19 protein-coding genes are annotated in these 24,482 nt (G+C 66.9%); 7 read left to right on the forward strand and 12 right to left on the reverse strand.

Annotation, left to right across the window (positions count from 1 at the left end; all coding sequences use genetic code 11):
- Positions 1-121 precede the first annotated feature (121 nt).
- The gene (locus ACMGFE_RS02745) at positions 122-1,354 is read right to left on the reverse strand and encodes an ABC transporter permease subunit (protein ID WP_436923558.1); all 1,233 of its coding nucleotides are present in this window, start codon (positions 1,352-1,354) and stop codon (positions 122-124) included.
- 104 nt (positions 1,355-1,458) lie between these two features.
- Between ACMGFE_RS02745 and ACMGFE_RS02750 the strand changes: the two genes are divergently transcribed.
- The 3 genes from ACMGFE_RS02750 to ACMGFE_RS02760 all read left to right on the forward strand — a co-directional run bounded on the left by ACMGFE_RS02750 (position 1,459) and on the right by ACMGFE_RS02760 (position 4,873).
- Complete coding sequence (locus ACMGFE_RS02750; protein WP_436923559.1) at positions 1,459-2,688, forward strand: ABC transporter substrate-binding protein; 1,230 nt, start codon at positions 1,459-1,461, stop codon at positions 2,686-2,688.
- A gap of 80 nt (positions 2,689-2,768) precedes the next feature.
- Positions 2,769-4,265 carry a S8 family serine peptidase gene (locus tag ACMGFE_RS02755; RefSeq protein ID WP_436923560.1) on the forward strand — a complete coding sequence of 499 codons (1,497 nt, stop codon included), beginning with the start codon at positions 2,769-2,771 and terminating at the stop codon, positions 4,263-4,265.
- Positions 4,262-4,873, forward strand: a complete 612-nt coding sequence (locus ACMGFE_RS02760; RefSeq protein WP_436923561.1) for an ArsR/SmtB family transcription factor — start codon at positions 4,262-4,264, stop codon at positions 4,871-4,873. Before ACMGFE_RS02755 ends, ACMGFE_RS02760 begins: the two co-directional genes overlap by 4 nt.
- A 102-nt stretch (positions 4,874-4,975) precedes the next feature.
- Here the strand turns inward: ACMGFE_RS02760 and ACMGFE_RS02765 are convergent, their stop codons facing one another.
- On the reverse strand, positions 4,976-5,407 hold the full coding sequence (locus ACMGFE_RS02765; RefSeq protein WP_436923562.1) for an NUDIX domain-containing protein: 432 nt from the start codon (positions 5,405-5,407) through the stop codon (positions 4,976-4,978).
- Between the two features lie 219 nt (positions 5,408-5,626).
- Between ACMGFE_RS02765 and ACMGFE_RS02770 the strand changes: the two genes are divergently transcribed.
- The 3 genes from ACMGFE_RS02770 to ACMGFE_RS02780 all read left to right on the forward strand — a co-directional run bounded on the left by ACMGFE_RS02770 (position 5,627) and on the right by ACMGFE_RS02780 (position 10,714).
- Positions 5,627-6,718, forward strand: coding sequence for a Gfo/Idh/MocA family protein (locus tag ACMGFE_RS02770; RefSeq protein WP_436923563.1), 1,092 nt, complete (start codon positions 5,627-5,629; stop codon positions 6,716-6,718).
- A 49-nt stretch (positions 6,719-6,767) separates the two neighbouring features.
- Positions 6,768-7,562: an IclR family transcriptional regulator gene (locus tag ACMGFE_RS02775; RefSeq protein ID WP_436923564.1), complete on the forward strand. Its 795-nt coding sequence runs from the start codon at positions 6,768-6,770 to the stop codon at positions 7,560-7,562.
- A gap of 506 nt (positions 7,563-8,068) precedes the next feature.
- On the forward strand, positions 8,069-10,714 hold the full coding sequence (locus tag ACMGFE_RS02780; RefSeq protein ID WP_436923565.1) for an alpha-L-arabinofuranosidase family protein: 2,646 nt from the start codon (positions 8,069-8,071) through the stop codon (positions 10,712-10,714).
- Positions 10,715-10,820: 106 nt separating this feature from the next.
- On the opposite strand, the gene ACMGFE_RS02785 is transcribed toward ACMGFE_RS02780, so the two are convergent.
- The 9 genes from ACMGFE_RS02785 to ACMGFE_RS02825 all read right to left on the reverse strand — a co-directional run bounded on the left by ACMGFE_RS02785 (position 10,821) and on the right by ACMGFE_RS02825 (position 21,368).
- Positions 10,821-11,033, reverse strand: coding sequence for a hypothetical protein (locus tag ACMGFE_RS02785; RefSeq protein WP_436923566.1), 213 nt, complete (start codon positions 11,031-11,033; stop codon positions 10,821-10,823).
- A 151-nt stretch (positions 11,034-11,184) separates the two neighbouring features.
- Positions 11,185-12,291, reverse strand: a complete 1,107-nt coding sequence (locus ACMGFE_RS02790) for an oligopeptide/dipeptide ABC transporter ATP-binding protein (protein WP_436923567.1) — start codon at positions 12,289-12,291, stop codon at positions 11,185-11,187.
- Positions 12,284-13,330, reverse strand: a complete 1,047-nt coding sequence (locus ACMGFE_RS02795) for an ABC transporter ATP-binding protein (protein ID WP_436923568.1) — start codon at positions 13,328-13,330, stop codon at positions 12,284-12,286. The genes ACMGFE_RS02790 and ACMGFE_RS02795 overlap by 8 nt, the downstream gene beginning before the upstream one ends.
- Positions 13,331-13,332: 2 nt before the next feature.
- Positions 13,333-14,325, reverse strand: a complete 993-nt coding sequence (locus ACMGFE_RS02800; RefSeq protein ID WP_436923569.1) for an ABC transporter permease — start codon at positions 14,323-14,325, stop codon at positions 13,333-13,335.
- A gap of 1 nt (position 14,326) precedes the next feature.
- On the reverse strand, positions 14,327-15,337 hold the full coding sequence (locus ACMGFE_RS02805) for an ABC transporter permease (protein ID WP_436923570.1): 1,011 nt from the start codon (positions 15,335-15,337) through the stop codon (positions 14,327-14,329).
- A 73-nt stretch (positions 15,338-15,410) separates the two neighbouring features.
- Positions 15,411-17,312 carry an ABC transporter substrate-binding protein gene (locus ACMGFE_RS02810; protein WP_436923571.1) on the reverse strand — a complete coding sequence of 634 codons (1,902 nt, stop codon included), beginning with the start codon at positions 17,310-17,312 and terminating at the stop codon, positions 15,411-15,413.
- Between the two features lie 627 nt (positions 17,313-17,939).
- Positions 17,940-19,436, reverse strand: coding sequence for an alpha-N-arabinofuranosidase (locus tag ACMGFE_RS02815; RefSeq protein WP_436923572.1), 1,497 nt, complete (start codon positions 19,434-19,436; stop codon positions 17,940-17,942).
- Between the two features lie 194 nt (positions 19,437-19,630).
- Entirely contained in the window at positions 19,631-20,500 is an 870-nt protein-coding gene (locus ACMGFE_RS02820) for a fumarylacetoacetate hydrolase family protein (protein ID WP_436923573.1), read from the reverse strand.
- A 106-nt stretch (positions 20,501-20,606) separates the two neighbouring features.
- Entirely contained in the window at positions 20,607-21,368 is a 762-nt protein-coding gene (locus ACMGFE_RS02825; RefSeq protein ID WP_436923574.1) for an IclR family transcriptional regulator, read from the reverse strand.
- Between the two features lie 117 nt (positions 21,369-21,485).
- Between ACMGFE_RS02825 and ACMGFE_RS02830 the strand changes: the two genes are divergently transcribed.
- Entirely contained in the window at positions 21,486-22,661 is a 1,176-nt protein-coding gene (locus tag ACMGFE_RS02830; RefSeq protein ID WP_436923575.1) for a mandelate racemase/muconate lactonizing enzyme family protein, read from the forward strand.
- A 74-nt stretch (positions 22,662-22,735) separates the two neighbouring features.
- Here ACMGFE_RS02830 and gfo6 read toward each other — a convergent pair whose 3' ends face one another.
- Positions 22,736-23,803, reverse strand: coding sequence for a D-xylose 1-dehydrogenase Gfo6 (gene gfo6 / locus ACMGFE_RS02835; protein ID WP_436923576.1), 1,068 nt, complete (start codon positions 23,801-23,803; stop codon positions 22,736-22,738).
- Positions 23,804-24,482 lie beyond the last annotated feature (679 nt).

Raw genomic sequence — 24,482 nt, forward strand, 5'->3', positions numbered from 1 at the left:
GTGACTCCGATAGAGGGTAAAATATCCGATAGGTTAGATGGGTTTCGAAGCTACGTTTTGCGGTCAGGAGATGTTGTTTACCGTATGTTTCGTGCAATGTCGGCGGACGCGAAATCGCGGTTCAGGTCGGCCCTGCCCGGCTGGAAGCGTAGTACCCGGCCGCGAGGAACGCCGCGGTCCAGCCGAGCATGACGGCCACGGCGTAGGCCACGTGGATCGGATCCCCGCCGATCGTGACCTCGTGGACCTCGCCGTCGAGGACGATGTGGGTCGAACTGAGGTTCACGGACAGCCAGTTGCTGACGCCCCGGAAGCCGTCGAACGGGTTGAACCAGCCGAGGTACAGCACCCACCAGGGGTCCCCGGAGTAGGGGTTCTCGAGCCTGGTGAGTTCGTGGGGGGCGTAGGCGTCGCCGAGGAGGAGGGCGCCGACGACGTTCGACACCGTGTTGTGCCAGAAGTGGGTCAGGTTCGCGAGGGCGTACAGGCCGAGCGTGGCCGCGAACGCCCGCCTCGGCGTTGCTGTGAGCGCGCCGAATCCGACCGCGATAGCCGCCCACATCACCGTGAACACCGACAGCAGCGCGGCGTTCGCGGCGTAGGCGGCCGGTTCGAACGCCCGGAGTTCGACGAAGACGAGCGCTCCCTGGAGCAGATACGCCCCCAGGACCAGACAGAGCAGGACCGCCGACCGACTCAGCGCGAACCCGAGGAACGCGGTCCGCCCCCGTTCCGGGAGCCCGCCGCGGGTCCGGCGGTCGCTCGGGTCGGGATCCGACGCCATCGCGTGGTTCGACTCGCGACCGCGGCGCCGGTCGACGCCAGCCGCGACGTACGCTGTGAGGCCCATCGCGACGAGCGCCAGGGCGACGGGGTTCGGCCAGAACCGCATGATCGCGAGGTAGGCGAGGACGGCGAGAAACGCGGCACCGAGCGCTGCCACCGCCCGGCGCGTCCGGTTCCGGCGTGCCGCAACCCACGCGCGCTCGACACGGCGGCGAAGCGCTCCCAGCCGGCCGGACGCCGGCGGGGCGCCGTTCGCCGCGTAGCCGATCCCGGCCGCCGCGGCGCCGACGGTCACGTAGTAGAGCGACGGCAGCCGGGTCATCACGTCGTAGGGCGTCTGGACCAGGATGTCGCTGCCGACCAGGTCGTGGACCGGCGCGACGGTCAGGACGACCACCACCACGGCGATCACCCACAGCAGCGTCGACCGTCGGAGCGCCGCGAGGTCGCGCCGCGCGACCGCGAGCGCCGAGTCCGCCGACCCGGAGTCGCGACTCGCGGGATCTGAGCGGCGGTCTCGCTGCCGATCCCGCTCGCTCGCGTCGGTCCGATCGCGGGGGTCCGCCATCGTGTCCGCATCTGAGCGGGGTCGGGAGTAAAACCCGGCGGTGACTTCGACGCCGTTCGAAACTTTCTGTAGCTTATATGTGATACCGGCGACTCGTCGCAGTCATGGACGAGGCGGACGGCGGTCGGTCCCCGCGACCGCTCTCGCGTCGACGGGTCCTGAAGAGCGTCGGCGTCGCTGCCGGCGCGGCGACCGTCGGCGGCGGCCACCTGCTCAGCCGTGACAGCCCGGAGATGCCGCGCCGCATCGAGTCGTGGCCGCCCGACACCGGCGCCGCCACCGTGGTCACCGGCGACTACTACGACCAGTGGTCGACGTGGGCGAGGGAGGCGTTTCACGACCGGACGAACATCGAAGTGCGGAGCTACCGGACGTTCGCCTGGGACCCCTCGCGTTCGCTTGGCGGTCGCGAGCGGCCCCCGGGAGTGCTCAGCAGAGCGTTCGAGCGCGTCAAGGGGCTGTTCACCGAGCCGAGCGCGCGCGACGAGCCCGACGGATCGTTCGACAACGTCGTCACGACCACGGACTTCCTCCCCCGGGCGATGGACGACGGGCTGCTCCACCCGCTGCCCGCGGAGGACGTGCCGTCGTTCGACCGGGTGTTCGACGTGTTCCGCTCGGTCGGAGTCCACCGGGCGGACGGCGACGTGTTCGGCCTCCCCGTCGAGGCGCAGTTGACGCCGCTCGTGTACAACGCCGACTACTTCGAGCGCCCCCCGGACTCCTGGAGCGCGCTCTGGGACGGCGCCGACCAGAGCGAGGTGCTGGTCGACACGGACGTCGTGTACGGACACCTGGAGATCGCCGCGCTCTACGCCGACGAGGACCCGCGCGATCCGGACTTCGACCGGCTGGAGTCGGTCCTGCGTCGCCAGCGGCCCAAGCTCGTCGACGGACACGACGACCGCGAGCGGTCCGCCGCCGTCGAGCGGTTCGTCGCCGAGGACGCCGTCGTCGGGTCGCTGTCGCTCCCGGCGGTGTACGAGGCGCGTTTCGAGCGGGGCGTGCCCTTAGAGTACGTCGTCCCGTCGGAGGGAGCGATCCTGAATTGCTCCTTCTCCGCCGTGCCGACCGCGAGCAAGCGGCCGCTCGCCGGCCTCCGCTACGCGAACTGGCTGTGCCGGCCCGAGGTGGCCGCGCGGCGGTGGGAACTGGAGCGAGCGGTCCCGACGGTGCCCGTCGGCGATCACGCGTCGACAGCCGTCCGGGAGTTTCTCGCCTGGGCGGACGAGGGGGAGTTCCACCTGAAGCCCCACCTGTTCGGCCCCGACGAGACCACGACCAGGTATCGGCGACTGATTCAGCGGATCGAGGAGGGCGAAGATGGCGACTGACGGTCCGGGCCCAGGGTGCGATGGTCGGGCATCGTGGGACCCCCGCCGAGCGAGGCCCGGTCGGCGCCGCAGGAGGGATCATGGACGCGAGTGACGACGCCGGGCTGTTCGCGGATCTGGGCTGGCTCGCCGTCGGCGTGGTCGTGGGCGCGCTCGCGGCGGCCGCCGTCTCGGCGTCGCTGGGGCTCGCGCTCGGGTCGATCGGGGGCGACGACGGCCCGACCGTCGAGCGCGACAACCTCACGCTCCCCGACGGGGCGGGAGAGGCCCACGACCGGGGCGTCACCGGGTCGAACGTCACCGTCGGCGTCCTCGACGCGACGGGGTTCGCCACCGATCATCCGATGCTCCAAAATCGCGTCGTCGCCGCCCGCGCGTTCGGACCGGGCAACAGCGTCGGCAACGGCGGCGTCAACGCCCACGGGACCGCCGCGGCGACGACCGTCGCGGCGACGGCGCCCGACGCCGACCTGTTGCTCGCGAACGCCGACTCGCCCGAGGCGGCCGTGCGCGCGGTGCAGTGGCTCGTCGACCGCGGGGCCGACGTCGTGGTCGTCGAGTTCAACCGACTGGGCGCCCCGGACGACGGGACGGCGCCGCTGTCGCGGGCCGCGACGCGCGCTCGCGACGCGGGCGTCCTCGTCGTCGCGCCGACGGGGAATCAGGCGCGCGGTCACTGGACGGGCTCGCTCCAGCCCGACCGCGATGGCCGCCACGAGTTCTCCGACGGCGTGCGCAACGGACTCGTCCCGCTGTCCCCGTCGGGATCGTCCACCGCCGGACCGGCCGATCTGTGGATGACCTGGACCGATCAGACCGGCGACGACGTCGACCTGACGCTCGAACTCTATCGCGACGGGCCTGCCGGACCCGAGCGAGTCGCCACGTCCGAACCCGTCCGGCGGGACGTACCGCGCAGCAACCGCACAGAGAGCGAGCGCATCGAAACGTCGGTCGGCCCCGGGTCGTACTACGTCACCGTTCGGGTCGATTCGGGACCGGAGAGCGCCTCCGCGTCCGACGTGCGCCTGGAGATCGAGTCCACGACGCACGGGTTCGAACAGGCGCGCCCGGCCGGTAGCGTGGCGGCGCCCGCGACCGCCCGGGGAGTCCTCTCGGTCGGCGCGTACGACGGCGACACCGGCGACGTCACGGTCCACAGCGGTCGCGGCCCGACCGCTGACGGGCGCCGAGGCGTCGACGTGGTCGCGCCGGTGGGCATCTGGGACGAGTGGCCGGGCCGGGGCGCGACCGGGACGTCGGTCGCGGCCGCCTACGCCGGCGGGACGGCGGCGCTCGTGCTGGACGCCGACCCGTCGCTCGGCCCCGACGGCGTCGAGCGGGCGCTCGAATCGTCCGCGACGGGCGCCGACCGAGGGACGGCCGACTCGGTCGCAGGTCACGGTCGCCTCGACGCACGTACAGCCGTCGAACGGGTCGCCTCGGACTCGGCAGGACGGACGGAGCGCGCGCTGCCGGGTATCGCGCCGCTGGCGCTGCTCGCGGCGCCGCTACTCGGGGTCGCGTCGATAGCTCGGGGACGCGCACACGCAGTCGACTGGAGGCGAGACAGATGAGCAAGATCTCACGCATCAAACACGGTACGACGGACGACCGCGACGCGACGCCGCGGTTCGTCGAACTCGGGAGCGAGGAGGAAGACAGGGTGTTCGACGCGCTCAGTTCGGAGACAGCGCGGCGGATCTACCGTGCACTCCACGAGGAGCCGCGGACCCCCTCGGCGCTGGCGGCGGCGACGGACAAGTCCGTCCAGACCGTCTCCTACCACCTGACCAAGCTGGAGTCGGCGACGCTCATCGAGTCCGTCGGCACCCACTACTCGGAGAAGGGCAAGGAGATGACCGTCTGGGCGCCCGCGCAGGGCGCAGTCGTCATCGCCGAGGAGACCGAGCGAGCCCGCCGCTCGCTCGACGAGTACCTCGGGGCCACGGCCGGACTGGTGGCCGCGAGCGCGGTATTGCACTACGCCAGCGACCGGTTCGTCGCGGCGACCCCTTCGGGGAGTCCGCTGCTCGAACCGGCCGGCACCGGCGGCGCCCGGACGGCCGTCGACGGGGTAGCGCAGCTGGTCGCGGCGGCCGTCGCGACGGTCGATCCCGGACTCGTCCTCCTCGTGTTCGGTCTCGCCGTCCTCGCGGTCGATTACTCACGCGATACCGCCTGACACCGACCGGTCGGACGAGAATCCGTCGCCACTCCGGGCCCTGTATCGATCCCGCCAGTCGCTGCGCTGGTCAGTCGCTGTGCTGGTCGGTCGCCGTGCTAGTCAGTCGTCGGCCGCTTCGGCGCCGTCGTTCTGGTGGTTGGCGACGGCGCGCTCGACGGCGGTCTCGAGCGATTTGAAGTGCATCTCCTCGATGGCGCCCTCCGGCGTGTACCAGCAGTAGTCGTCGTGCCTGTCGTCCAGGTCGACGTTGCGACTCCGGGCACGCACCCGGTAGAGCACCGCGTAGACGGGTTCGTCGCCCTTCCCCCAGATGTCGGTGACGGTCTTGACCGGTTCCTCGACCGTCGTGTGGAGGCCCACCCTGTCGTGGAGCGTGCGACGGAGCGCGGCCTCCGGTTGCGCGTCGGCCGCGATCCGGCCGCCCGGAAACGTCCACGGCCGTAACCCGCTCGTGACCAGCAACACGTCGCCGCGCGGACCGAAGACGATCCCGCGCTGGGTCACGTGTCCACTGAAATACGTCTCGGCCATTGTGGTGGGTTGCTGCTCGGACGGCCTTCAACGTTTCCTCCGACCGCGGGCGAACAGTCCGTTCGACTCCGCGATCGAGAACTGAGAGGTTGATTGATAATATTTATGTTACGACTCTCGATCGGTTCGATACCTTACGTATTTTCGCGAGTTCACGGGCGGGATCGCCCGCGACAGAGTGACCAAAATAAATACAACCGTCGGCGCGGAGACTCGGCTATGGACGACGACTCCCCCCGGATGGACATCGGGCTCGTCGGGCTCGGCAAGCACGGGGAGACACACGCGCAATTCCTGCAAGAGCTCGGACACACGGTCCACGCGGTGGACCTGGACCCCCGGGCGAAACAGCGGTTTCTCGACCGATACGACGCGACGATGTACGAGGGACTGGACGCGCTCTTCGCGGCCGGTCTCGACGCGGTGATCATCTCGACGCCGAACAAGTTCCACGAGACGGCCGCGCTCAAAGCGTTCGACACGGGTCTGGACGTGTTGATCGAGAAGCCGCTGGCTCACGACCTCGAAAGCGCTGAGCGGATCGTCGAGGCGGCCGAGGAGACGGGCAACATCTGCATGTGCGGCTACTTCCACCGGTTCCAGAACCGCTGTCGGCTGGCGAAGGGTTACGTCGAGAGCGGCCGCCTCGGCGAGGTCACGCACATCGACGCGCGGTACATGCGACGGCGGGGCGTCCCCGGGCTCGGCACGTGGTACACCTCCAGGGAGATCGCGGGCGGCGGCGCGCTCATCGACGTGGGGTGTTTCCTCGTCGACCTCGTCCTCGACTTCTACGACTGGCCGGAGCTGGAGCAGGTGATAGCCACGGCGCGCTCGGACTTCGGTCACCGCGACGATTACGCCTATCTCGACATGTGGGGCGAGGACGACGAGGCGAAGATGTACGACGTCGAGGACTCGGTCACCGCCTTCTGCGAGTTCGAGGGCGGTCGGACCGCCCACCTCGAAATCGCGTGGGCGGCCAACGCCCGCCGGCGCCACGAGTACAACATCCGCGGGACCGAGGCCGGCGTCTCCCTGGACATCACGAACCCACTGGAGTCTGTCGACCCGTCGACCGAGCAGATCCGCGACTTCCGGCTCTACGAAGTCCGCAGCGACGTGGTCGACCACTACGTCGACAGCGAACTGATCCCGCCCGCCAACGACCCGTTCCGGGACGAACTCGCCACGTTCCTCGCCGCCGTCGAGACGGGCGAGTCGCCGGACCGCTGTACCGCCCAGCAGGCGCTCGCGGTCCAGCGCGTGATCGACGCCATCTACGAGGCGACCGACCACGGGTGGGTCTGACCGACAGCCCCTGATACAGGTTTAAGGCTCGGCCCCGTGAGGGTCGTCCATGACCGAGGGGGACTCACAGCCGCGAGGCGAGCAGATCAAGTCGGTCGCCACGGCGTTCCGGATCCTGAAAGCGGTGCGCGAGCGCGACCGCGTGGGCGTCACGGAACTCGCCGACGCGCTCGACCTGCCCAAGAGCACCGTCCATCACTACCTCAGCACGCTCGCGGCCGACAACTACCTGATCCGCGAGGAAGGCACCTACCGTCTCGGGCTCGGGCTGTTCACGCTCGGCGCGCAAGCCAGGGCGCAAGAGCGGATCTACCACGTCGCGAAGCCGAACGTCGACCGACTGGCCGACGCCACGGGCGAACAGGCGCGGCTGGTCGTCGAACGCGACGGCCGCGGGATCACCCTCTACCAGGCGTCCGGCGACAACGTCGACGACCCGCCCACCTACGCCGGGACCGTCGAAGACCTCCACTGTACGGCCGCGGGCAAGGCGTTTCTGGCCGAACTCCCCGAGGACCAGCTCGACGACCTCCTCGCTGACAACCCGCTCCCCCGGCGGACGGCGAACACGATCACCGACCCGGATGAACTGCGCGAGACCCTCGCCGAGATCCGCGACCGCGGCGTCGCCTTCGACGACGAGGAGCGCGACGAGGGCGTCCGCTGCGTCGCGTCGTCGATCTCCGACCGCTCCGGGGAACTGCTGGGTGCGATCAGCGTGTCCGGTCCAGCCGACCGACTGACCGACGAACGGTTCCGATCCGAGATTCCCTCGCGACTTCGAAACGTCGTCGGCGTCGTCGAGTTCAACACCACCTACTCCGAGTGGTCCGACGCGCTCTGAACGACGCCTACCGAGTCTCTCCGCCCTCTCCTCGACAGAAGCCAGTCAGGCCTGGAGTCGCCCGTCTCCGCTACCTGTTCGATCTGACGCCGCGGCAGTCTTCGGGAGTTCCTATCATAATACATATTATACTGCCGATCTGATTGTTACGGCTGTCAGTTCGTTTCCCGGTCAGTCGACTCTCGACGAACCACCCAACGCGTCACCAGACCGGAGCGGGAACGAAAGTCGGCACGGCAGGCAATTCGAGGGATCGAGTCACGGCGTGGAGATGTACTCCAACGAGGGGATAGGGGTCAGTCGAACTGACTGCGAGTCGGAGTTTGCCTGCCGACTCGGCCTACTTGACTCTCGAATATAATACGTTCCCCCGTGATCGGACACGTTTCAGCCGCGGCTGCGGTCACAGCCGCCCAGCGACGCTCGGTGCGGATAGCCCGTTCGTCGCTGATTGATAACATTAATTCAGTAATGTTTTTGTATGGTGATTTTGATGTGATTCTCGTATGGTGAGTGATCGCGACCCTCACGGGAACGGCGATAGCGGTGGCACTGGCACAGGTGGCCTATCACGGCGCAAATTCGTGGCGCTCCAGGCGGCAGTGGTGGCGGGGGCGGCCACCGGGACGGCCGCCGGCGCGTCGCGGACAGATGGCGAGACGCGGGCGACCGTCAGCAACACCGTCTCGGTCGACGCGAGCGATCGGGCCCGCGAGGCCGTCTCTGACGGGCTGTTCGGCCGGCTCTGCGAGAGCTACGAGTCGGGGACGATCTACCCCGGCGTCTACTCCGAACACGTCAAGAACCCCTCCTTTTACCCGCGGACGTACAGCGAAGACGACTTCTTCGGCCCCCGGACGTTCTATCCCGCGTCCGACATCGAGCAGGTCGAGGGGATCCCCTTCCCCTGGGAACCGGTGGACCCCGACGGGGTGTCGTTCGAGCAGCGCGAGGGCGGCGTCGCGGCCGTCGACACGACGAACTACCAGCGCGTCTCCGTCGACGGCGCTCGCGGCGGCATCTCACAGAAGATCGTCCTGCCGGACTTCCGGACCTACGGGTACGATCTCTCGGTATCGGTCCGCGGTGACGGCGTCGAGACGGTTCGAGCCGCGCTGACGTCGCTCGACGGGACCGTCCTCGCGTCGACGGAACTCGACGTGACCGACGAGTGGACGCGCCACGAGGTGACGCTCGAACTCGCGGAGGCCAGCGGCGACCAGTACGTCGCGGGCGCCGTCGCGAACGTCGACACGCCCTACGGCAAGTACGCCGTCGAGTTCACCGCCGAGGGGAGCGGTCACGTCGACCTCGACTGGATCAACCTGGCGGCCGACGACGCGATCCGGGGCAAGTACAATCCCAACACGGTCGAGTTGATGCGCGAGCAGAACGCCACCTGGCTGAAGTGGCCGGGCGGGAACTTCACGAGCCAGTACAACTGGCGCGACGGGATCGGGCCGAAGTCCGAGCGGCCGGTCCGGTTCAACCACGCCTGGGGCGGGATCAATCCCAACTACTTCGGGACCGACGAGTACATCGAACTCTGCGAGATCGCCGACCTCACCCCGCGCATCACGATCGGCTGGTGGGACAACCCGCCGGCGTGGGCGTCGGAGCGACAGACGCTCCCGGAGGACGCCGCCGACTGGGTCGAGTACTGCAACGGCGACGAGGACACGGAAATGGGCCAGTTGCGCGCCGAGAACGGCCGCGAAGAGTCATACGACGTGACGCACTGGGAGGTCGGCAACGAGGTGTGGGGCCCCTGGCAGCGCGGTTCGACGCAAGACGCCTCGGAGTACGCAAGCGGCTCCGACGAGCGGATCGGCTTCACGACGTACTACGACGCGATGAAGGAGGTCGACGACGACATCCTCGTCTACGCCGACGCGATGGACCCCGGGTACGAGGAGGCGAACACGCCCGACCCGGCGACGTGGAACGAGACGCTCTTCGCGGAAGCCGGCGATCGCCTCGACGGCTTCGACCTGCACCGCTACAACTGGGGCATCGAGAGCCAGGCGGACCGCGACGCCTGGTACGAGGCCAACGACGCCGGCCCCATCGACTACAACGAGGTGCTCGTCATGTTCCCGACGGAGTTCGGCCAGCTAATGGCGGACCTGAGCGAGAAAGCCGCGGACGCGGGCGTCGACGACTTCCGGATCAACGTCGGCGAGTACGGCCTGTTCCCGACCGTCGACTCGGGCGCCCCCTATCCGGGACCGGAGACCATGCCCGGCGGTTCGTACGTCGCGGGGATGCTCAACGCGTTCATCAGGCAGAGCGAGACGGTCAAAGAGGCCTCCCAGACGTGGCTCCCGGTGCGGATGTTCCCGCCGATCAACGAGGACTTCCCGCCGGACCCGAACCCGCTCGCGCCGGCGGGCACCGTCACGGCGCTGTACTCGGCGGTCTTCGAGGGCAGGGCCGAGTGGCACGCCGTCGACGTCGACGTCGACGGGGACACCCGGACCATCCCGGAAACGGGACCGCGCATCCGTCGCATGGAGGACGTGCCCTACGTCGACGCGGCCGCCATGCAGAACCGCCGCGGGAAGGAACTGGCCGTCTTCCTCACGAACCGGAACCTCCGGGAGAACGCGGACGTGACGCTCGACCTGGACGAGTGGTACGCGGGCAAGTCCGTCGAGATGGTCGCGGTCCGGCCGACGGCGACGGAGCGGCCGCTCCCGCACGCCTTCCCCGAGTCGTGGGCGGAGCCGACGAACTACGTCGCTGAGACGTCGATGGAGACGGTCGCCGACGACGGGACCCTCTCGCTCGACCTCGACCCGGCCGCGGTCGTCAGGCTGTACGTCGACAACGACCGCGGGCGCCCCGACACCGTCGACGACGACGGCGTCTGGCACGGGATCGACCTCGCGCCGGACGGCGAGCCCTATCACGACAGCTACTGCGCCGACGAGCGCGGCCACGGCCGTGGGAAGGGCCACGACGACGAGGAGCGAGGCGAGGGACGCGATCACGGAGACGCCGGTGGCGACTGTCACGGTGGACGCGACCGCGACCACGACCGCGACGATGACGACGACCACGACGACCACGACCACGACCACAACGATGACGACGACCACGACCGCGGCAGGGGACGCGGAACCGATGGCAGCGGGCACAGCCACCACTGACGAACGCCGCGGGGCAGCGACGACAGCGCGGTAGCTATCTCTCCTCTCTCGATCCAGTCTCTGTGAGCTGCGTCGCCCTCGTCTCGGCCGACCAGACGGCCGTCGGTCACTCCTCGAAGAACGTAGCGAACGGGTCCCACTCGAAGTAGAGGCCGGCGGCGCCGAGCGCGACCAGCAGGACCTGGACGACCAGCGAAAGGATCGAGACGACGTATCCAGCGGTGCCGGGCTCTTGTAGCACGAACAGCCCGGCCGTCAGCACGAGCAGCGTCAGTCCGACGGCGAGCAGCGCCCGGAATATCCCTTTGCTCGCGTGCATGCTCTCTCGTTTCCCCGTGGCGGGTAAAGAACTACTGGAACGACGGATCGAGAGCGTGCGTCGTCAATCGGCGGCCGAGTCGTGGTCAATCGGCGGCCGAGTCGTGGTCAATCGGCGGTCGAGTCGTGGTCAATCGGCGGTCGAATCGTAGTCAGTCGGCGGTCGAACCGTCGGCGACACCGGGCCCCTCGGACGCATCGTCGGAGAGTTCCGGACTGGACCAGTACTCGTGGTGGTCGTAGGCGCGGTAACAGGCGACGTCGTGGTCGTCCCCGACGGTGACGGGATCGGGCATCTCGCCGGTGCAGGCCTCGCGGGCCTCCGGACAGCGCGTGTGGAAGCGGCAGCCGCTCGGCGGGTTGCGCGGGTCCGGCACGTCGATCTTCCGGAGCGGCGACTCGCCGCGGTCGGCCGCCTTGGGGTGGAGGTTCGGCGTCGCCCACATCAGCGCCTTCGTGTAGGGGTGCTGGGGGTTCCCCAGCACCTCGTCGATCGGACCGATCTCGACGAGTTCGCCGAGATACATGATCCCGATGCGACCGTCGGACTTGCCGGCGATGTAGCTGGCGTTCGAGAGGTTGTGGCTGATGAACAGGAAGGAGGTGTCGAAGGTGTCCTGCAGGTCGAGCATGAGGTCCATCATGTCGATCCGCAGCGACACGTCCAGCGCGCTGACGGCCTCGTCGGCGAGGATGAGGTCCGGGTTCATCAGCAGCGCGCGGATGAGCGCGATGCGCTGTTGTTCCCCGCCGGAGAGCTGGTGCGGGAAGCGCTTGGCGTAGTCCTCCGGCGGTTCCATCCCGACGCGGGCGAGCATCTCGTGGATGCGCTCGCGGCGCTCGAACGTGTCCATGTCCGGATGGCGCAGGCGCAGCGGCGCGCCCAGCGAGTGCTGGACGGTCTTGTTGGGGTTGAGCGAGGCGCCGGGGTCCTGGTGGATGATCTGCAGCGACTGGCGGATCTCCTCGAAGGGGATCTCGACGTCTCCCTCGCCGTCTTTGGCCTTCCAGACGTCCTGGCCCTTGTACTTCACCGACCCGCCGGTGGGCCGCTGTGTACCGATGGCGGTCTTGCCGAGGGTGGTCTTCCCACAGCCGGACTCACCGACCAGCGCGACCACGTCGTTCTCGGGGATGTCGAGCGAGACGCCGTCGACCGCCTGGACGACTTCGGGGTCGTCGCCGAACGGGAGGATCGATCCCTCGGACTCGAAGTGGACTTCCACGTTCTCCATCGAGACGACGGGTTCGTCACTCATCGACGGTCACCTCCTGGATGTTCAGCGGGACTTCGTCTGGGACTCGCTCCACGTAGTGACAGGCCGCCGCGTGGGCGTCGTCGGCCCCGTCCAGCGGCGGGTCTTCGCGGACACAGGTCTCGTCTGCTATCGGGCACCGCGGGTGATACGAACAGCCGTCCGGGACGTTCACCGGGTCGGGAGCGGCTCCGTCGATGGGTTTCATCTCCTCGCGCGGCGTGTCGAGGTTCGGCGTCGCGTTCAGCAGCGCCCGCGTGTAGGGGTGTTTCGAACCGGTCAGGACGTCGTCGGCCGGCCCGACCTCGACGAACTCGAAGGCGTACAGCACGGCCAGACGGTCGGCGAGGTTCGCAACCAGCGGCAGGTCGTGCGTGATGAAGACGATCGTGAGGTCACGCTCCCGAGCGATGTCCTTGATCAGTTCGATGATCGACCGCTGCATGAGCAGGTCGAGCGCGGCCGTCGGCTCGTCCATCACGAGCACCTCGGGTTCGAGGACGAGCGAGAGCGCGATGAGCGCGCGCTGGCTCATCCCGCCTGACAGTTCGTGCGGGTGCGATCCGAGCACCTGATCGGCTTCGAGATACAGGTCCGAGAGCAGCTCGCGAGCGCGTTCCATGCCTTCCTCGACGTCGTAGTCGTGGACGGAGAGCGTCTCGCGGAAGTGCTCCTCGATGGTCATCGTCGGGTTGAACGAGCTCATCGCGCCCTGGAACACCATGGCGATCTGCCGCCAGCGGATGTCCTTGATGTCGACGCCCGAGTCGTCCAGCAGATCGATCGACTCGCCGTCCTCGGGGTGGAACGCGATGTCCCCGGTGAGGACGCCGGGATCGACGACGGCGTCGAGCAACGCCGAGGCGAACATCGACTTGCCCGAGCCGGACTCGCCGACGACACCGAGGATCTCGCCGCGCTGGATGTCGATGTCCACTTCGTCGAGGACGCGCGACTCGCCGCGGTCCATGTCGAACGACACGGAGATGTCGCGCACTTCGAAGATCGGGTCCGAGACGACCGCTGTGTGTGTCTGTTGCATCGTCATTCTTGGTAGGGGGCGGTGTCGTCTTCGACGGTTTCAGCGTGACGCGCGCGGATGCGTGGGTTGAACAGTTTCTCGGTGCCCTGGGAGAACAACACGAGCCCGAAGGAGATGCCGACGATCGCGGCCATCGGGATCAGCAGCCAGTAGACCGAACTCAGCGAGTAGATGGCCCCGTTGTTGAATGCGCCGTTGAGCATGATCCCCCAGTTCTCGTGAGCCCCACCGAGCAGGCCCAGGTAGTACAGCCCGACGGAACCGAAGATGACCCCACGTGCGGAGTTGACGAAGTTGATCAGGACGTAGGGCATGATGTTCGGCAGGATATCGTCTTTGAGGATCCGCCGGGTGGGCGCGCCCATGATGCGCGAGGCCTCCACGTAGGAGTGGTCGCGCAGCGAGAGCACCTGCGAGCGGATCGACCGCGCGAGGCCGGCCCAGGCGTTGACCGTCAACAGGATGCCGATGACCACGGGATTCGTCGGCTCGAACAGCGCCACCAGGAGGATGATGAGCGGCAGGCCGGGGATGGTCATCGCGATGTCCGTGAACGTCGTCAGGACGCGGTCGACGCGGCCGCCCTTGTACCCGGAGACGGTGCCGACGACCGTCGCGACGGCGGTCGAGAACACGGCGCCCGCGGCGATCATCTGGAGCATCGGCGGCGTCGCGTGGACGGTCGCCGACAGCAGGCTCTCGCCGAGATTGTTCGTCCCCAGCGGCACCGACCAGTCCTGAAGCGGGGGGGTCAGCCGGTCGCCCTGGCCCTGGACGGGCGGGTCGACCAGCACGACGCCGGCCGTGCCCATCAGGACGTACACGAAGATGATGATCGACCCGACCTGCGTGCGCCAGTCGTCCCACGCGACTCGCAGCGGCGTGAGCAGAGCCATATCGAACCACTCCCGGTAGATCTCGCCTTTCGACGCGGCCGCGTTACTCCCGGTCGCGTAGTCGTCCGACTGGCTGAACGAGGAGTTCTTCTCGGCCATCTCAGTAGGCCTCCCGTGACGCGTTGTCGCTGATGCGCGGGTCGATCTTGCTGTAGGTGAGATCCGCGATGAGGATGCATATCAGCACGGCGAGCGCGATGATCAGGAACCCGCCCATCATCAGCGGATAGTCCCGCGAGTTGATCGCCGAGAGGAGGTAGTAGCCCAGCCCCTCGTAGGCGAAGATCTGTTCGAGGATGACCGACCCGCCGAACATGAAGCCGATGGAGATCATGAAGTTCGTGTACATCGGGAGCACGGCGTTGCGGCCGACGTACCGCGTGGCGATTCGGCGGCCGGGCACGCCTCGCAGGTGGGCGACGCGGATGTAGTCCTCGCCGATCTCCTGGATCGCGTTGCCGCGCATGGTGATCGCGACGCCGCCGAAGCCGGTGGCGACCAGCGACACGATCGGGAGGATCGCGTGGCGCAACACGCTGCCGATGAACTCGACGGAAAGCCCCGGCTCCAACCCCGACGCGTAGCGACCGGACTGAGGGAGCCACCCGAGCTGGATCGAGACGACGTAGACCAGGAAGATCGCGGCGATGTAGTACGGCACGGAGTTGAGAAACATCGAGACGATGGTCGAACTGCTGTCGAAGCGAGTCCCTTCGAGGTAGGCCATGACCGCACCGAGCACGATCCCGAGTCCGAACGTGAGCAGGATCGAGACGGTGAGGAGGAAGATCGTCCACGGAGCGGCGTCGACGATGATGTCCGAGACGGGCCTGTTGTACCAGATCGACTGTCCGAAGTCCCCCTGGAGGATGCTCGTGACGTAGTTAAAATACTGGACGTGAAGGGGCGTCGACGGGTCGATGTTCGTGTAGGTCTCGACGAGGTTGTTGAGCTCTCGCATGTTGATCTCGTCGGACCCGCCGCTGCGCATCACCTGTGCCCTGATGAAGTCGGCGGGGCCACCCGGAATCGCTCGCACGAGGGCGAACGTGATGGTGACGACAGACACGAACGTGACGAACGCCTGTGCCACTCGTTTGGCTACGTACATCGATTATTGAAGAATGGTGGTATGCTGTGTCATAACTGTTTCGCTCGATGCATGTTCGACCGCGGGGCGGGGATCACGCCGATTTGGCCTGCAGCCAGCCGAACCGCGGGAGCCACCACAGCGGGAACTTGGCCTGGTACTTCGGGGAGTCCGTCGGCGGGATCTCCCAGTTGTCGGTCCGGTACCAGGTGGCGTCGTTGATCTCGTGGATCTGGAGCATCGGGAGCGTCTGGTTGGTGATCCACGCGATCTTGTCGGTCAGCTCCGTGTAGCGGTCGCCCTGCGCAACGAGCAGTTCGGACTGGAGCTTCGTGAGGTCGAACTCCTGGAGTTCGCCGTCGGGCTCGCCGACCGGCGGCGCCATCAACGAGGTCGCGTCGAGGCCGAGGAAGCCGGCGTCGACGTTGTAGTACTGGTCGAAGACGTAGTAGGGGCTCGACCGCTGGAGCGTCCACCCCGTCGCGGCGACCTTGTAGTTGTTGGCGAGGAAGTGGTCCGACCAGTAGGCCGACGCCTCGATAGTCTGCATCTGGGCGTCGATACCCTCGCTGGAGAGGTTGTCGGCGATCGTCTGGTAGAGCGGGTGCCAGTCGTTGTACGTCGGCACCTTGATCGTGAACTCGAACGGATCGCCGTTGGGCTTGTACCAGGTCCCGCCGTCCTTCTGATAGCCTTCCTCGCGGAGGAGCCGCCGCCCGCGCTCGGGGTCGCGGTAGCGGTGGAGCTGTTCGGCCATTCCGTCGGAGATTTTGTTCTTCCATCGGTCGCTCTGCTGGTTCTGGCCGTCGATGTTCCCGACGAGGCCGCTCGGGGCCTCGACCGGCTGTCCCCAGCGACCGTAGTTGTTCGCTGCGGCCTCGCGGTCGATGAACTCGGTGACCGCCTGGCGGACGCGGACGTTACCGAAGTCCTCGTCGTTGTGGTTGAACGGGAGCGACTGGCCCCACAGCGCGGGCAGGGCAGCCGACTCCATCGCGTCGGGGACGTTTTCGAAGACGGACTGGGGCGGGTTGTAGTTCCGGAAGGCGTCGACTTCCATCCCGACCAGGACGCTCGCGGTGTCGGTCGACACCTTCTCCAGGTCCCAGTAGTCCCAGTTGATGTTGTCCGCGTCGGGGTGGTGCTCGTATTTCTCCATCCGGAGGCGGCTACTCGAGATGTCCGACACCCGGAACGGGCCGTTACCCTTCGGTTCCTCGAAGGCGGCGTTCCGGAGGTCCGTGCGGATGCTATCGGTCGCGGTGGCCGTGGTCGCGTCCTCCCAGCGCTCGACGTAGTCCTTGTAGAGCCGCCAGGGGGTCTCGAGGGCGTAGTAGTTGAGACCGTCCATGAACAGCTCCTCGGCGATGGTGCCGTCGAGCGTGAGTTCGACGGACTTCTCGCCGGCCCGGTTGATCTCCGTCCAGAGCTTCCCCAGCGAGCCGTTCGTGACGGTGTCGGTGACGAGTTTCGCGTAGAGGTCGTCGGCGTTCACGGGGTCTCCCGGGTCGCCGTTGTGCCAGGTGAGTCCGTCGCGGACTTTCAGCACCGCCCGCTCGCCCTCGAACTCGGTGACCTCGAGCGCGTAGGGTTCGATCTCCTCCTTCGCGATGTGGTAGCGCTGGAACCAGTCGTTCTGCATCGCGTGCGAGAAGGGCTGTGTGAAGTTGAGGTGGTTGAACTGGTAGTTCGTCGGGTTGACGGTGATGCCCTCGGTCATGGCGTTGTCCGCGGGCTCGAAGTCTTCGGGTGGCGTGCCGCCACCGTCGCCGTCGCCGCCGTCACCGCCGTCGCCGCCGTCGCCGCCGTTACCACCGTCGCCGCCGCTGCCGTCGCCGCCGTTACCACCGTCGCCACCGTCGCCACCGTCACCGTTGTTTGAACACCCGGCTAGCGCCAGGGCGCCACCCATTGCCCCGGCACGGAGCACGTTCCGACGCGACACGCGCCGCCGTCGCTGTGCTGCACTCTCTGTTGGCTTGCCATCAGATGGCATGGCCTTTGGTACATTTCTCCCATTATATAAATTTGTCGGGGTCGTGCCGATCTAACGGGCTCGCGGGCCCGGGTCCACCTCTAACGGACGACCGAATGCGCCGCCGCCCACACATCCCGAATTCCTGTTCGATTGTCGCGAAGTACTGTTCAATTCTTTGGCGTTTACGTTCCGATAATCGTACTCTACGTGGTCGACGGTCGCTGGTCCGCGGTCGTCGCAGGTCGGGGTCGACGACTGCGAGACGCCGTCGCGACGACCTGCTGGTCGGCACAGTACTGCGAGGGCCGACGAGAGCCTGTAGGGACTCGACTCTGACGACGGTTCTTCCGTCGGAACCGTCCCGGTCTATGGTACTCTCCGACCGTCGGCTTCGGGGGCCGCAGCGTCTCTCGGAACCGAGAGATCCGGAGCAGTGTGGGGGAACGAAAGACGACAACACGGGAAAGAGTGACAGTCGGGAACTCCGGGACCGCGGACCGATACCGACCGGGACCGTGTATCCATGAGGTGGGTGTGGTTGCTCCGATCGATCGTCCCGTCGACGGTCGCGGCGAATCCCGGGCCGTTAGGGAGCGCGACCCGCCGGAGAGCGGGGCGATCGAAGGTACGGACCGCCTTCGGGCGTCACTCGACGGAGATGCCGGCGACCGTCGCCGGTTCGAGTTCGGCGGTGATGGTGCCGTCGTTGTCGACGCTCACGTCGAGCTCGTCGGCGACGAACGCGTCGGCGTTGTCGGCGTCGACTTCCAGGTCGGGCTCCTGGCCCTCGAAGAGGACCCGGGCGTCGACGTCGTCGCCGGTCGCGTCCTCGACGGTGAACTCGATGGTGTGGGCGGCGCGGGTGTCGAGGTTCGTCGCGGTGACGTACACCTCGCCGTCCTCGTCGACCGAGGCCGAGGCGCCGACCAGCGGCAGTTCCTCGTCGTCGACCTCGCGCGTCGGCGTGTCGATCGAGGTGGTGACGGCCTCGTTGCCCTTGTGGGGCTTGTAGAGGTCGTAGACGCGGTAGGTCGGGCGCGCGAAGGCGTCGTCGCCTTGCGTCTCGACGAGGCACTGCAGGACGTTGACCGTCTGGGCGATGTTGGACATCGTCATCACGTCGGCGTGGTCGTTGAAGATGTCGAGCACCGCGGCGGCCGACAGCGCGTCGAGGACGGTGCCGGGCTGTTCGAGGCCACTGGCGCCCTGGGCCTCGGGGTGCCACGAGCCCCACTCGTCGATGATGACGCCCACGTCGCGCGTCGACGCGAACGCGTTGATCGCGGAGGCGATCCGCTCGATGTGGTGGTCCATCTCCAGCGCCTCGAGGAGGAACTCGTCGTAGTCGTCCTCGTCGGACTCGGAGACGGACATGGTTCGCCCGTAGTAGTGGTGCAGCGTGAGGTGGTCGAGGGGGTAGTCGACGCCCCACGGCGTGCCGCCGACCTCCTCCATGAACTGGTGGTTCCAGTCGTGGCCCTCGAACCCGCAGGCGATGAGTTCGAGGTCGTGGTCGAGCATGTGCGCGGTCTGGGTGCCGACGTACGTGGCGAAGCGGCGGTACTCCCGGGCGTACTGCTCGGGGTCCATCTGGCCGCCACAGCCCCAGTTCTCGTTACCAAGGCCCCAGTATTTGACCTCGAAGGGCTCCTCGCGGCCGTTCTCGCGACGGCGGTCGGCGAGCGTGGTGTCGCCGTCGTAGTTGACGTACTCGACCCAGTCAGCCGCTTCCTGCGGGTCGCCGGAGCCGACGTTGGCGGCGAGGTACGCCTCGGTGCCGACGCGCTCGCAGAACTCGAGGAACTCGTGGGTACCGAAGCGGTTGGACTCCTCGGGGATCATCTCGCGACCCTGGCCCCAGAAGAGGTTCCGACGGCGGGGTCGCTCCTCGCGGGGGCCGACGCCGTCCTCCCACTGGTAGTCGTCGGCGAAACAGCCGCCGGGCCAGCGAAGCACGGGCATCTCTAGATCGTCGAGCAGTTCGACGACGTCCTCACGGAAGCCGTCCTCGTCGACGGAGTCGTCGGTGAAGATGCCGTCGTAGATGCACCGCCCGAGGTGTTCGGCGAAGTGGCCGTGGAGTTCGGGCTCGATGCGGTCGATACCTGCCTCTGTGTGAACGGTGACGCGGGCGTTTGCCATACAGGAGTACGGTATTCCGAGGCGGTCGTATAAAATGATCGGTCCGAGCGGCGCCGAGCGACAGGATACTGCCGCTGTGACGCCGCTCGGGCACGGGACAGACAGAGCGGTGACGGCCGCCGACGCGCCGTCGCGGGCGTGTCCGGACAGGACGACAGCGCGGCCAGCCGAGAGCTGTTCGCAGCGGGTCCGGCCTACAGCTGTTCGACGGTGTTCTCGAGCGTGCCGACGTTCTCGATCTCGATGCGGACCACGTCGTCTTCTTCGAGCGTCACGTCGTCCGGCGGGATGATCGACGTACCGGTGAGCAGGGCGGTCGACTCGGGTACCTCGTTGTAGCGGGTGTAGTAGTCGACCAGTTCCTCGCAGGTCCGGACCATCTCGCTGGTCGAGGTCGAGTCCTCGAAGACTGTGGCGCCGTCGCGGACGATCTCCATCCGCATCTCCACGTCGAGCGGGTCGCCGATGGCCTCGTCGGTGGCGATGCAGGGGCCGATGGCGCAGCTCTTGGCGTAGATCTTGCTCTGGGGGAGGTAGAGCAGATTGTCGCGCTCGATGGACCGACTACACATGTCGTTACCGACGGTGTAGCCGACGATCTCGTCCTCGTAGAGGACGATCGTCATCTCGGGTTCGGGAACGTCCCAGTCGGAGTCGCCGCGGATCCCGACCGTCTCGTTCGGACCGACGGTCCGACTCGGCGTCGCCTTGAAGTACACCTCGGGGCGGTCGGCCTCGTAGGCGTCGAGGTACGCCTCGGCGAGTCCGCCCTCGTCCTCCCGGGACTCCTGGCTGATGGCGTACGTGACCCCGGCCCCCCAGATCTCGTCGGGGTCGAGCGGTCGAACGAGGTGTTCACGGACGGTCGAGAGTTCGACGGTCGGAGCCTCGTCGATCAGGCCGCGGGCCACGTCGTCGACGGTTCCGTCCGTCAGCGAGGCCGCAGAAGCGAGTTCGAGAAACGACGTCGGTTCGGCTTCGGTGGCTGTGAGGTCGTAGGCTGCCGACTCGTCTTCGACGATCAGCGACGGAGACTCCCCTCGGGCGATTCGATAGTAACGCATAGTCACTCATGGAGAGTTCTGCGATATAAAGGTTGCGTTGGTGTCGCCGTCCCACGGGAATCGGCGACGTGAGAGGGTGCCACAACCTCCATCCGATATACTCGGATCAGGCGTGCTGGAGATTGACTTCGATGATGTTCGCCGTGCTGAGGACCTCCGAGGGGATCGTCTCCTCGAATCGCTCGCCGTTCATGCGGCTCTTGGGTGCCGAGACGCTCACAGCGCCGACGACTCTGTCGTCCGTGACGATCGGGGCGGCGACGCAGCGGACGCCCTCGACGCGCTCCTCGTTGTCGACCGCGTAGCCGCGTTCCCGGATCGCCTCCAGTTCCTCTTCGAGTTTCGCGCGGTCGGTTATCGTCCGGTTCGTCACCGGTTGCAGGCCGTGTTCGTCGATGATCTCGTCCCGTTTGGACTCGCTCATCCAGGCCATGATCGACTTCCCCATCGCCGTCGTGTGCAGGTCCACCTCCATCCCCTCGTAGGTGTCGAGGTTCACCGAGCGCGACCCCTTGACCTTGTAGAGGAAGATGCCGCGGCCGTTCTCCTCGATCATCAGGTTCGCGTGTTCGCCCGTGTCGCTGGCGAGCTGCCTGACTTCGCCTTCGGCCACCTGGAAGAACTGGGACTCCGCGCGTGCGCGACCCCCGAGGTTGAGAAACCGGACGCTGACGCGAAACGTGCGGTCGTCCTTGACGAGGTAGCCAGCCTCCGTGAGCGTCTTCAGGTGGTCGTGGACGGTGCTCCGGGGCTTCTCGAAGCGTTCGACGACTTCGGGGAGCGTCGCCCCACCCATCTCGTGGACCGTCTCGATGACGTCGAGGCTCGTCGCGGTGGACTTGATCGGCGGGTCCTGTTCGACGTGCATACAGGTATCACGTACTCCGGCCTACATTAATCGTCCGACGTTGTCGGACGGGAATCGTCCCGCACAGATTCGGTTCGCACCGGTAGCTTTATTGGCGTTCTCGGCCGCTACCCATCTATGTCGGACGTAGAAATCACCGACGTCGAGACGCACCTGGTAGCGAACCCGTGGAAGCCGTGGGTATTCGTCCGCCTGCACACGGATGCGGGCGTCACCGGCGTCGCAGAAGCGACGACACACGACAAGCCGCGGACGGTGGTGGCGGCCATCGAGGAGATGTCGGACTTCTTCATCGGCCGTGACCCCTTCGACACCGAGGCCCTGTGGCTGGAGATGTACCGAAACGAGTGGTTCTCCAAGAACGTCATCAACACGACCGTCGTCTCGGCCGTGGACATGGCGTGCTGGGACATCAAGGGCAAGGTGCTCGACAAGCCCGTCTACGAGCTGCTGGGCGGCGCCATGCACGGGACCGAACTGCGCGCGTACGCCAACGGCTGGTACACCGACGCCGACGGCGAGCCGGAAGGGTTCGCCCGGGCCGCCGAGCGCGTCGTCGACGACGGCTACGACGCGATGAAGTTCGACCCGTTCGGCACTGCGTGGCAGTCGATGACCACCAAGGAGAAGAATCACGCCGTCGACATCGTGGGCGCGGTCCGCGAGGCCGTCGGCCCGGACGTCGACCTCCTCATCGAGTGTCACGGCCGCTTCTCCGCCAGTCAGGCGGTCGACATCGCGCGGAAACTCGACCAGTTCGACCCGGCGTGGTACGAGGAGCCGTGCCCCCCGGACTCGATCAACAGCCTGCGCGAGGTCGCCGAGAAGTCGCCGATCCCGGTCGTGACCGGCGAACGCCACATGACCAAACACGAGTTCTTCGACCTGGTCACGCGCACGGACATCGACGTCTTCCAGCCCGACCTGATGAACACGGGCGGCATCACCGAGGGCAAGAAGATCGCCGGCCTCGCCGAGGCCGACCACGTCGACATCGCGCCGCACAACCCGCAGGGCCCGGTCGCCGGCGCCATCTACTCGCACTTCTGTACCTCGATCCCGAACTTCCGCATCCAGGAGATGTTCCAGACCTACGACGAGCCCTGGGTCGACGACCTCCTGAAGGACTCGCTGAAGGTCGAGGACGGCTACGTCCAGGTGCCCGAGGGCCCCGGCTTCGGTATCGAGCTCGACATGGACGTCGTCGAGGAACACGAGTACACCGAGGACTCGGTCCACACCATCGACCTCTGGGAAGAGGACTGGGAGAAGCGCGCCGACGAACTGCGGTAAGTCGTCGCTCTCCCTTCGAAACTGGATACATCGTCTGTCCCGCCGCGGAACCGGAAAAACCGCGGAACCGCTTTTTATTCGATGTCGACTGTCTCGCCGGACTCCGCCGCCTCGTGGATCGCTCGGACCGCCTTCATGTCGAGCAGCCCGTGCTCGCCGTCGGCGTACAACGGCTCGTCGGCGAGGACCTGCTGAGCGAAGTACTCGAACTCCTCTGCCATCTGGTCGACCTGCTCGGTCTCCACGTCGACGGTCGTCTCGCCCTGCGCGACCGTCAACGAGGTCTCCATGTGGAAGGCCGGTTCGAGTTCGATCCGTCCGTCGGTCCCGACGATCTCGAGGCGCGTGTGGTCGTGCGCGTTCTGCGAGGAGGAGCACGCGGCGTGCGTGCCGTCGTCGAAGACGACGGAGAAGGTCGCCACCTCGTCGGGAACCTCGTCGAACGCCTCGTGCTCGGAGGCCATCGTCGACTGGACCTGAACCGGGTCGGCGTCGAGGATGAACCGCGCAGTGTTCAGCGGATAGATGCCCAGGTCCATCACGGACGTCCCGTAGCCGGTGAGGTCGGGGTTGAGCCGCCACTGGTCCGGGTTCTCGATCATCCGGAGGAGCGGCTGGGAGTTCTCGCCGTGAACGAGCTGCGGCTCGCCGATGACGCCCTCACGCACGAGCTCACGCGCCCGCCGGACCGCGGGCTCGGTGTGCATCCGGTAGGCGACCATCAGCGGGACGTCGTGGTCCTCGCAGGCCTCGACGATCGACTCGGCGCGTTCGACGGTCGCCTCCATGGGCTTCTCACAGAGGACCGCCTTCCCGTGCCGCGCCGCTGCCTCGACGTGTTCGAGGTGCGTCGCGTTCGGCGTGCAGACGTAGACCGCGTCGTAGGCGTCGGCCGCCTCGCCGTCCGCGAACGCCTCGTAAGTCAGGCCGTGCTCGACGGTGTCGTACTCGTCGCGAACGCGGTCAGTCTTCTCAGTGGAGCTACTGACGACCGTCGTCGTCGTGCAGTGGTCGAGCTCCGCTATCACCGGGAGGACGTACTCGCTGGTCCACCAGCCGATCCCGACCAGTGCGAATCTGACCGTCCCCGTCGCGTCCGTTCGCCAGTCTCTCGGTTCGTACTCGAATAGCGATGTCGACATTTCGTTTGACCGATCCGCGACTGTCGTCATAAATGTGCCCTCTGCGATCGCGCACGGCCTCATCCGATATATCCGGATCACTGGATGAGTGAAGCTCGCATCCGCACGCGTCGTCGAGAGAATTACAATTGTAGATCCGTAATCTCGATCGTGCGGGGTGCGTCGGTTTTCGCTCGGGTGGACAGAGCGGGGATCTGTCGCCCATCGGGCGAGAGATCGGGATTCGACGGTAACTCTGGGCCTCGTATAGCCGGATGCCGCGGACCAGTTCCAATGCGAACTGGCCGAAATCTGGAACCGCTGAAGTGGGCCTGAAGACGCCGAAGGGCGCCTGTTCCAGGCGATCCGATATTATCGTGGGCGTCGTCGCACCGCTCACTCGCAACACTGATCTCGCCTACGCGCTGGCCCACGGACGGCAGGCCGGACAGACTGTGCCGAATCCTCCACTCCGTTTCACATCCTGAAACAGACGTGTGCTCAGTCGATCAGAGTGCTTTTGCTGGACGGTCCATCTATTACTGTGATAACAGTGTAATCGCTTCGGCGAACCAGGGATCCCGGTCCTGGATCCCCGGCCTCAGGCCGAGTCGAAATCGCGTTTCACGCCGTATTGTCCCATATCGTGAAACAGTAGTGGTGAAAACCGGTCACTTATAACGGGGGCGCTGGAGCGGCG

Source organism: Halosimplex amylolyticum (assembly GCF_051414035.1).
In the GTDB taxonomy this organism is placed as follows: Archaea; Halobacteriota; Halobacteria; order Halobacteriales; family Haloarculaceae; genus Halosimplex; species Halosimplex amylolyticum.

Bases quoted from the DNA above. Each gene is read 5' to 3' on its own strand.
- ACMGFE_RS02745 (WP_436923558.1), bottom strand. From the start codon at position 1,354: ATGGCGGACCCCCGCGATCGGACCGACGCGAGCGAGCGGGATCGGCAG.
- ACMGFE_RS02750 (WP_436923559.1), top strand. From the start codon at position 1,459: ATGGACGAGGCGGACGGCGGTCGGTCCCCGCGACCGCTCTCGCGTCGA.
- ACMGFE_RS02755 (WP_436923560.1), top strand. From the start codon at position 2,769: ATGGACGCGAGTGACGACGCCGGGCTGTTCGCGGATCTGGGCTGGCTC.
- ACMGFE_RS02760 (WP_436923561.1), top strand. From the start codon at position 4,262: ATGAGCAAGATCTCACGCATCAAACACGGTACGACGGACGACCGCGAC.
- ACMGFE_RS02765 (WP_436923562.1), bottom strand. From the start codon at position 5,407: ATGGCCGAGACGTATTTCAGTGGACACGTGACCCAGCGCGGGATCGTC.
- ACMGFE_RS02770 (WP_436923563.1), top strand. From the start codon at position 5,627: ATGGACGACGACTCCCCCCGGATGGACATCGGGCTCGTCGGGCTCGGC.
- ACMGFE_RS02775 (WP_436923564.1), top strand. From the start codon at position 6,768: ATGACCGAGGGGGACTCACAGCCGCGAGGCGAGCAGATCAAGTCGGTC.
- ACMGFE_RS02780 (WP_436923565.1), top strand. From the start codon at position 8,069: ATGGTGAGTGATCGCGACCCTCACGGGAACGGCGATAGCGGTGGCACT.
- ACMGFE_RS02785 (WP_436923566.1), bottom strand. From the start codon at position 11,033: ATGCACGCGAGCAAAGGGATATTCCGGGCGCTGCTCGCCGTCGGACTG.
- ACMGFE_RS02790 (WP_436923567.1), bottom strand. From the start codon at position 12,291: ATGAGTGACGAACCCGTCGTCTCGATGGAGAACGTGGAAGTCCACTTC.
- ACMGFE_RS02795 (WP_436923568.1), bottom strand. From the start codon at position 13,330: ATGCAACAGACACACACAGCGGTCGTCTCGGACCCGATCTTCGAAGTG.
- ACMGFE_RS02800 (WP_436923569.1), bottom strand. From the start codon at position 14,325: ATGGCCGAGAAGAACTCCTCGTTCAGCCAGTCGGACGACTACGCGACC.
- ACMGFE_RS02805 (WP_436923570.1), bottom strand. From the start codon at position 15,337: ATGTACGTAGCCAAACGAGTGGCACAGGCGTTCGTCACGTTCGTGTCT.
- ACMGFE_RS02810 (WP_436923571.1), bottom strand. From the start codon at position 17,312: ATGCCATCTGATGGCAAGCCAACAGAGAGTGCAGCACAGCGACGGCGG.
- ACMGFE_RS02815 (WP_436923572.1), bottom strand. From the start codon at position 19,436: ATGGCAAACGCCCGCGTCACCGTTCACACAGAGGCAGGTATCGACCGC.
- ACMGFE_RS02820 (WP_436923573.1), bottom strand. From the start codon at position 20,500: ATGCGTTACTATCGAATCGCCCGAGGGGAGTCTCCGTCGCTGATCGTC.
- ACMGFE_RS02825 (WP_436923574.1), bottom strand. From the start codon at position 21,368: ATGCACGTCGAACAGGACCCGCCGATCAAGTCCACCGCGACGAGCCTC.
- ACMGFE_RS02830 (WP_436923575.1), top strand. From the start codon at position 21,486: ATGTCGGACGTAGAAATCACCGACGTCGAGACGCACCTGGTAGCGAAC.
- gfo6 (WP_436923576.1), bottom strand. From the start codon at position 23,803: ATGTCGACATCGCTATTCGAGTACGAACCGAGAGACTGGCGAACGGAC.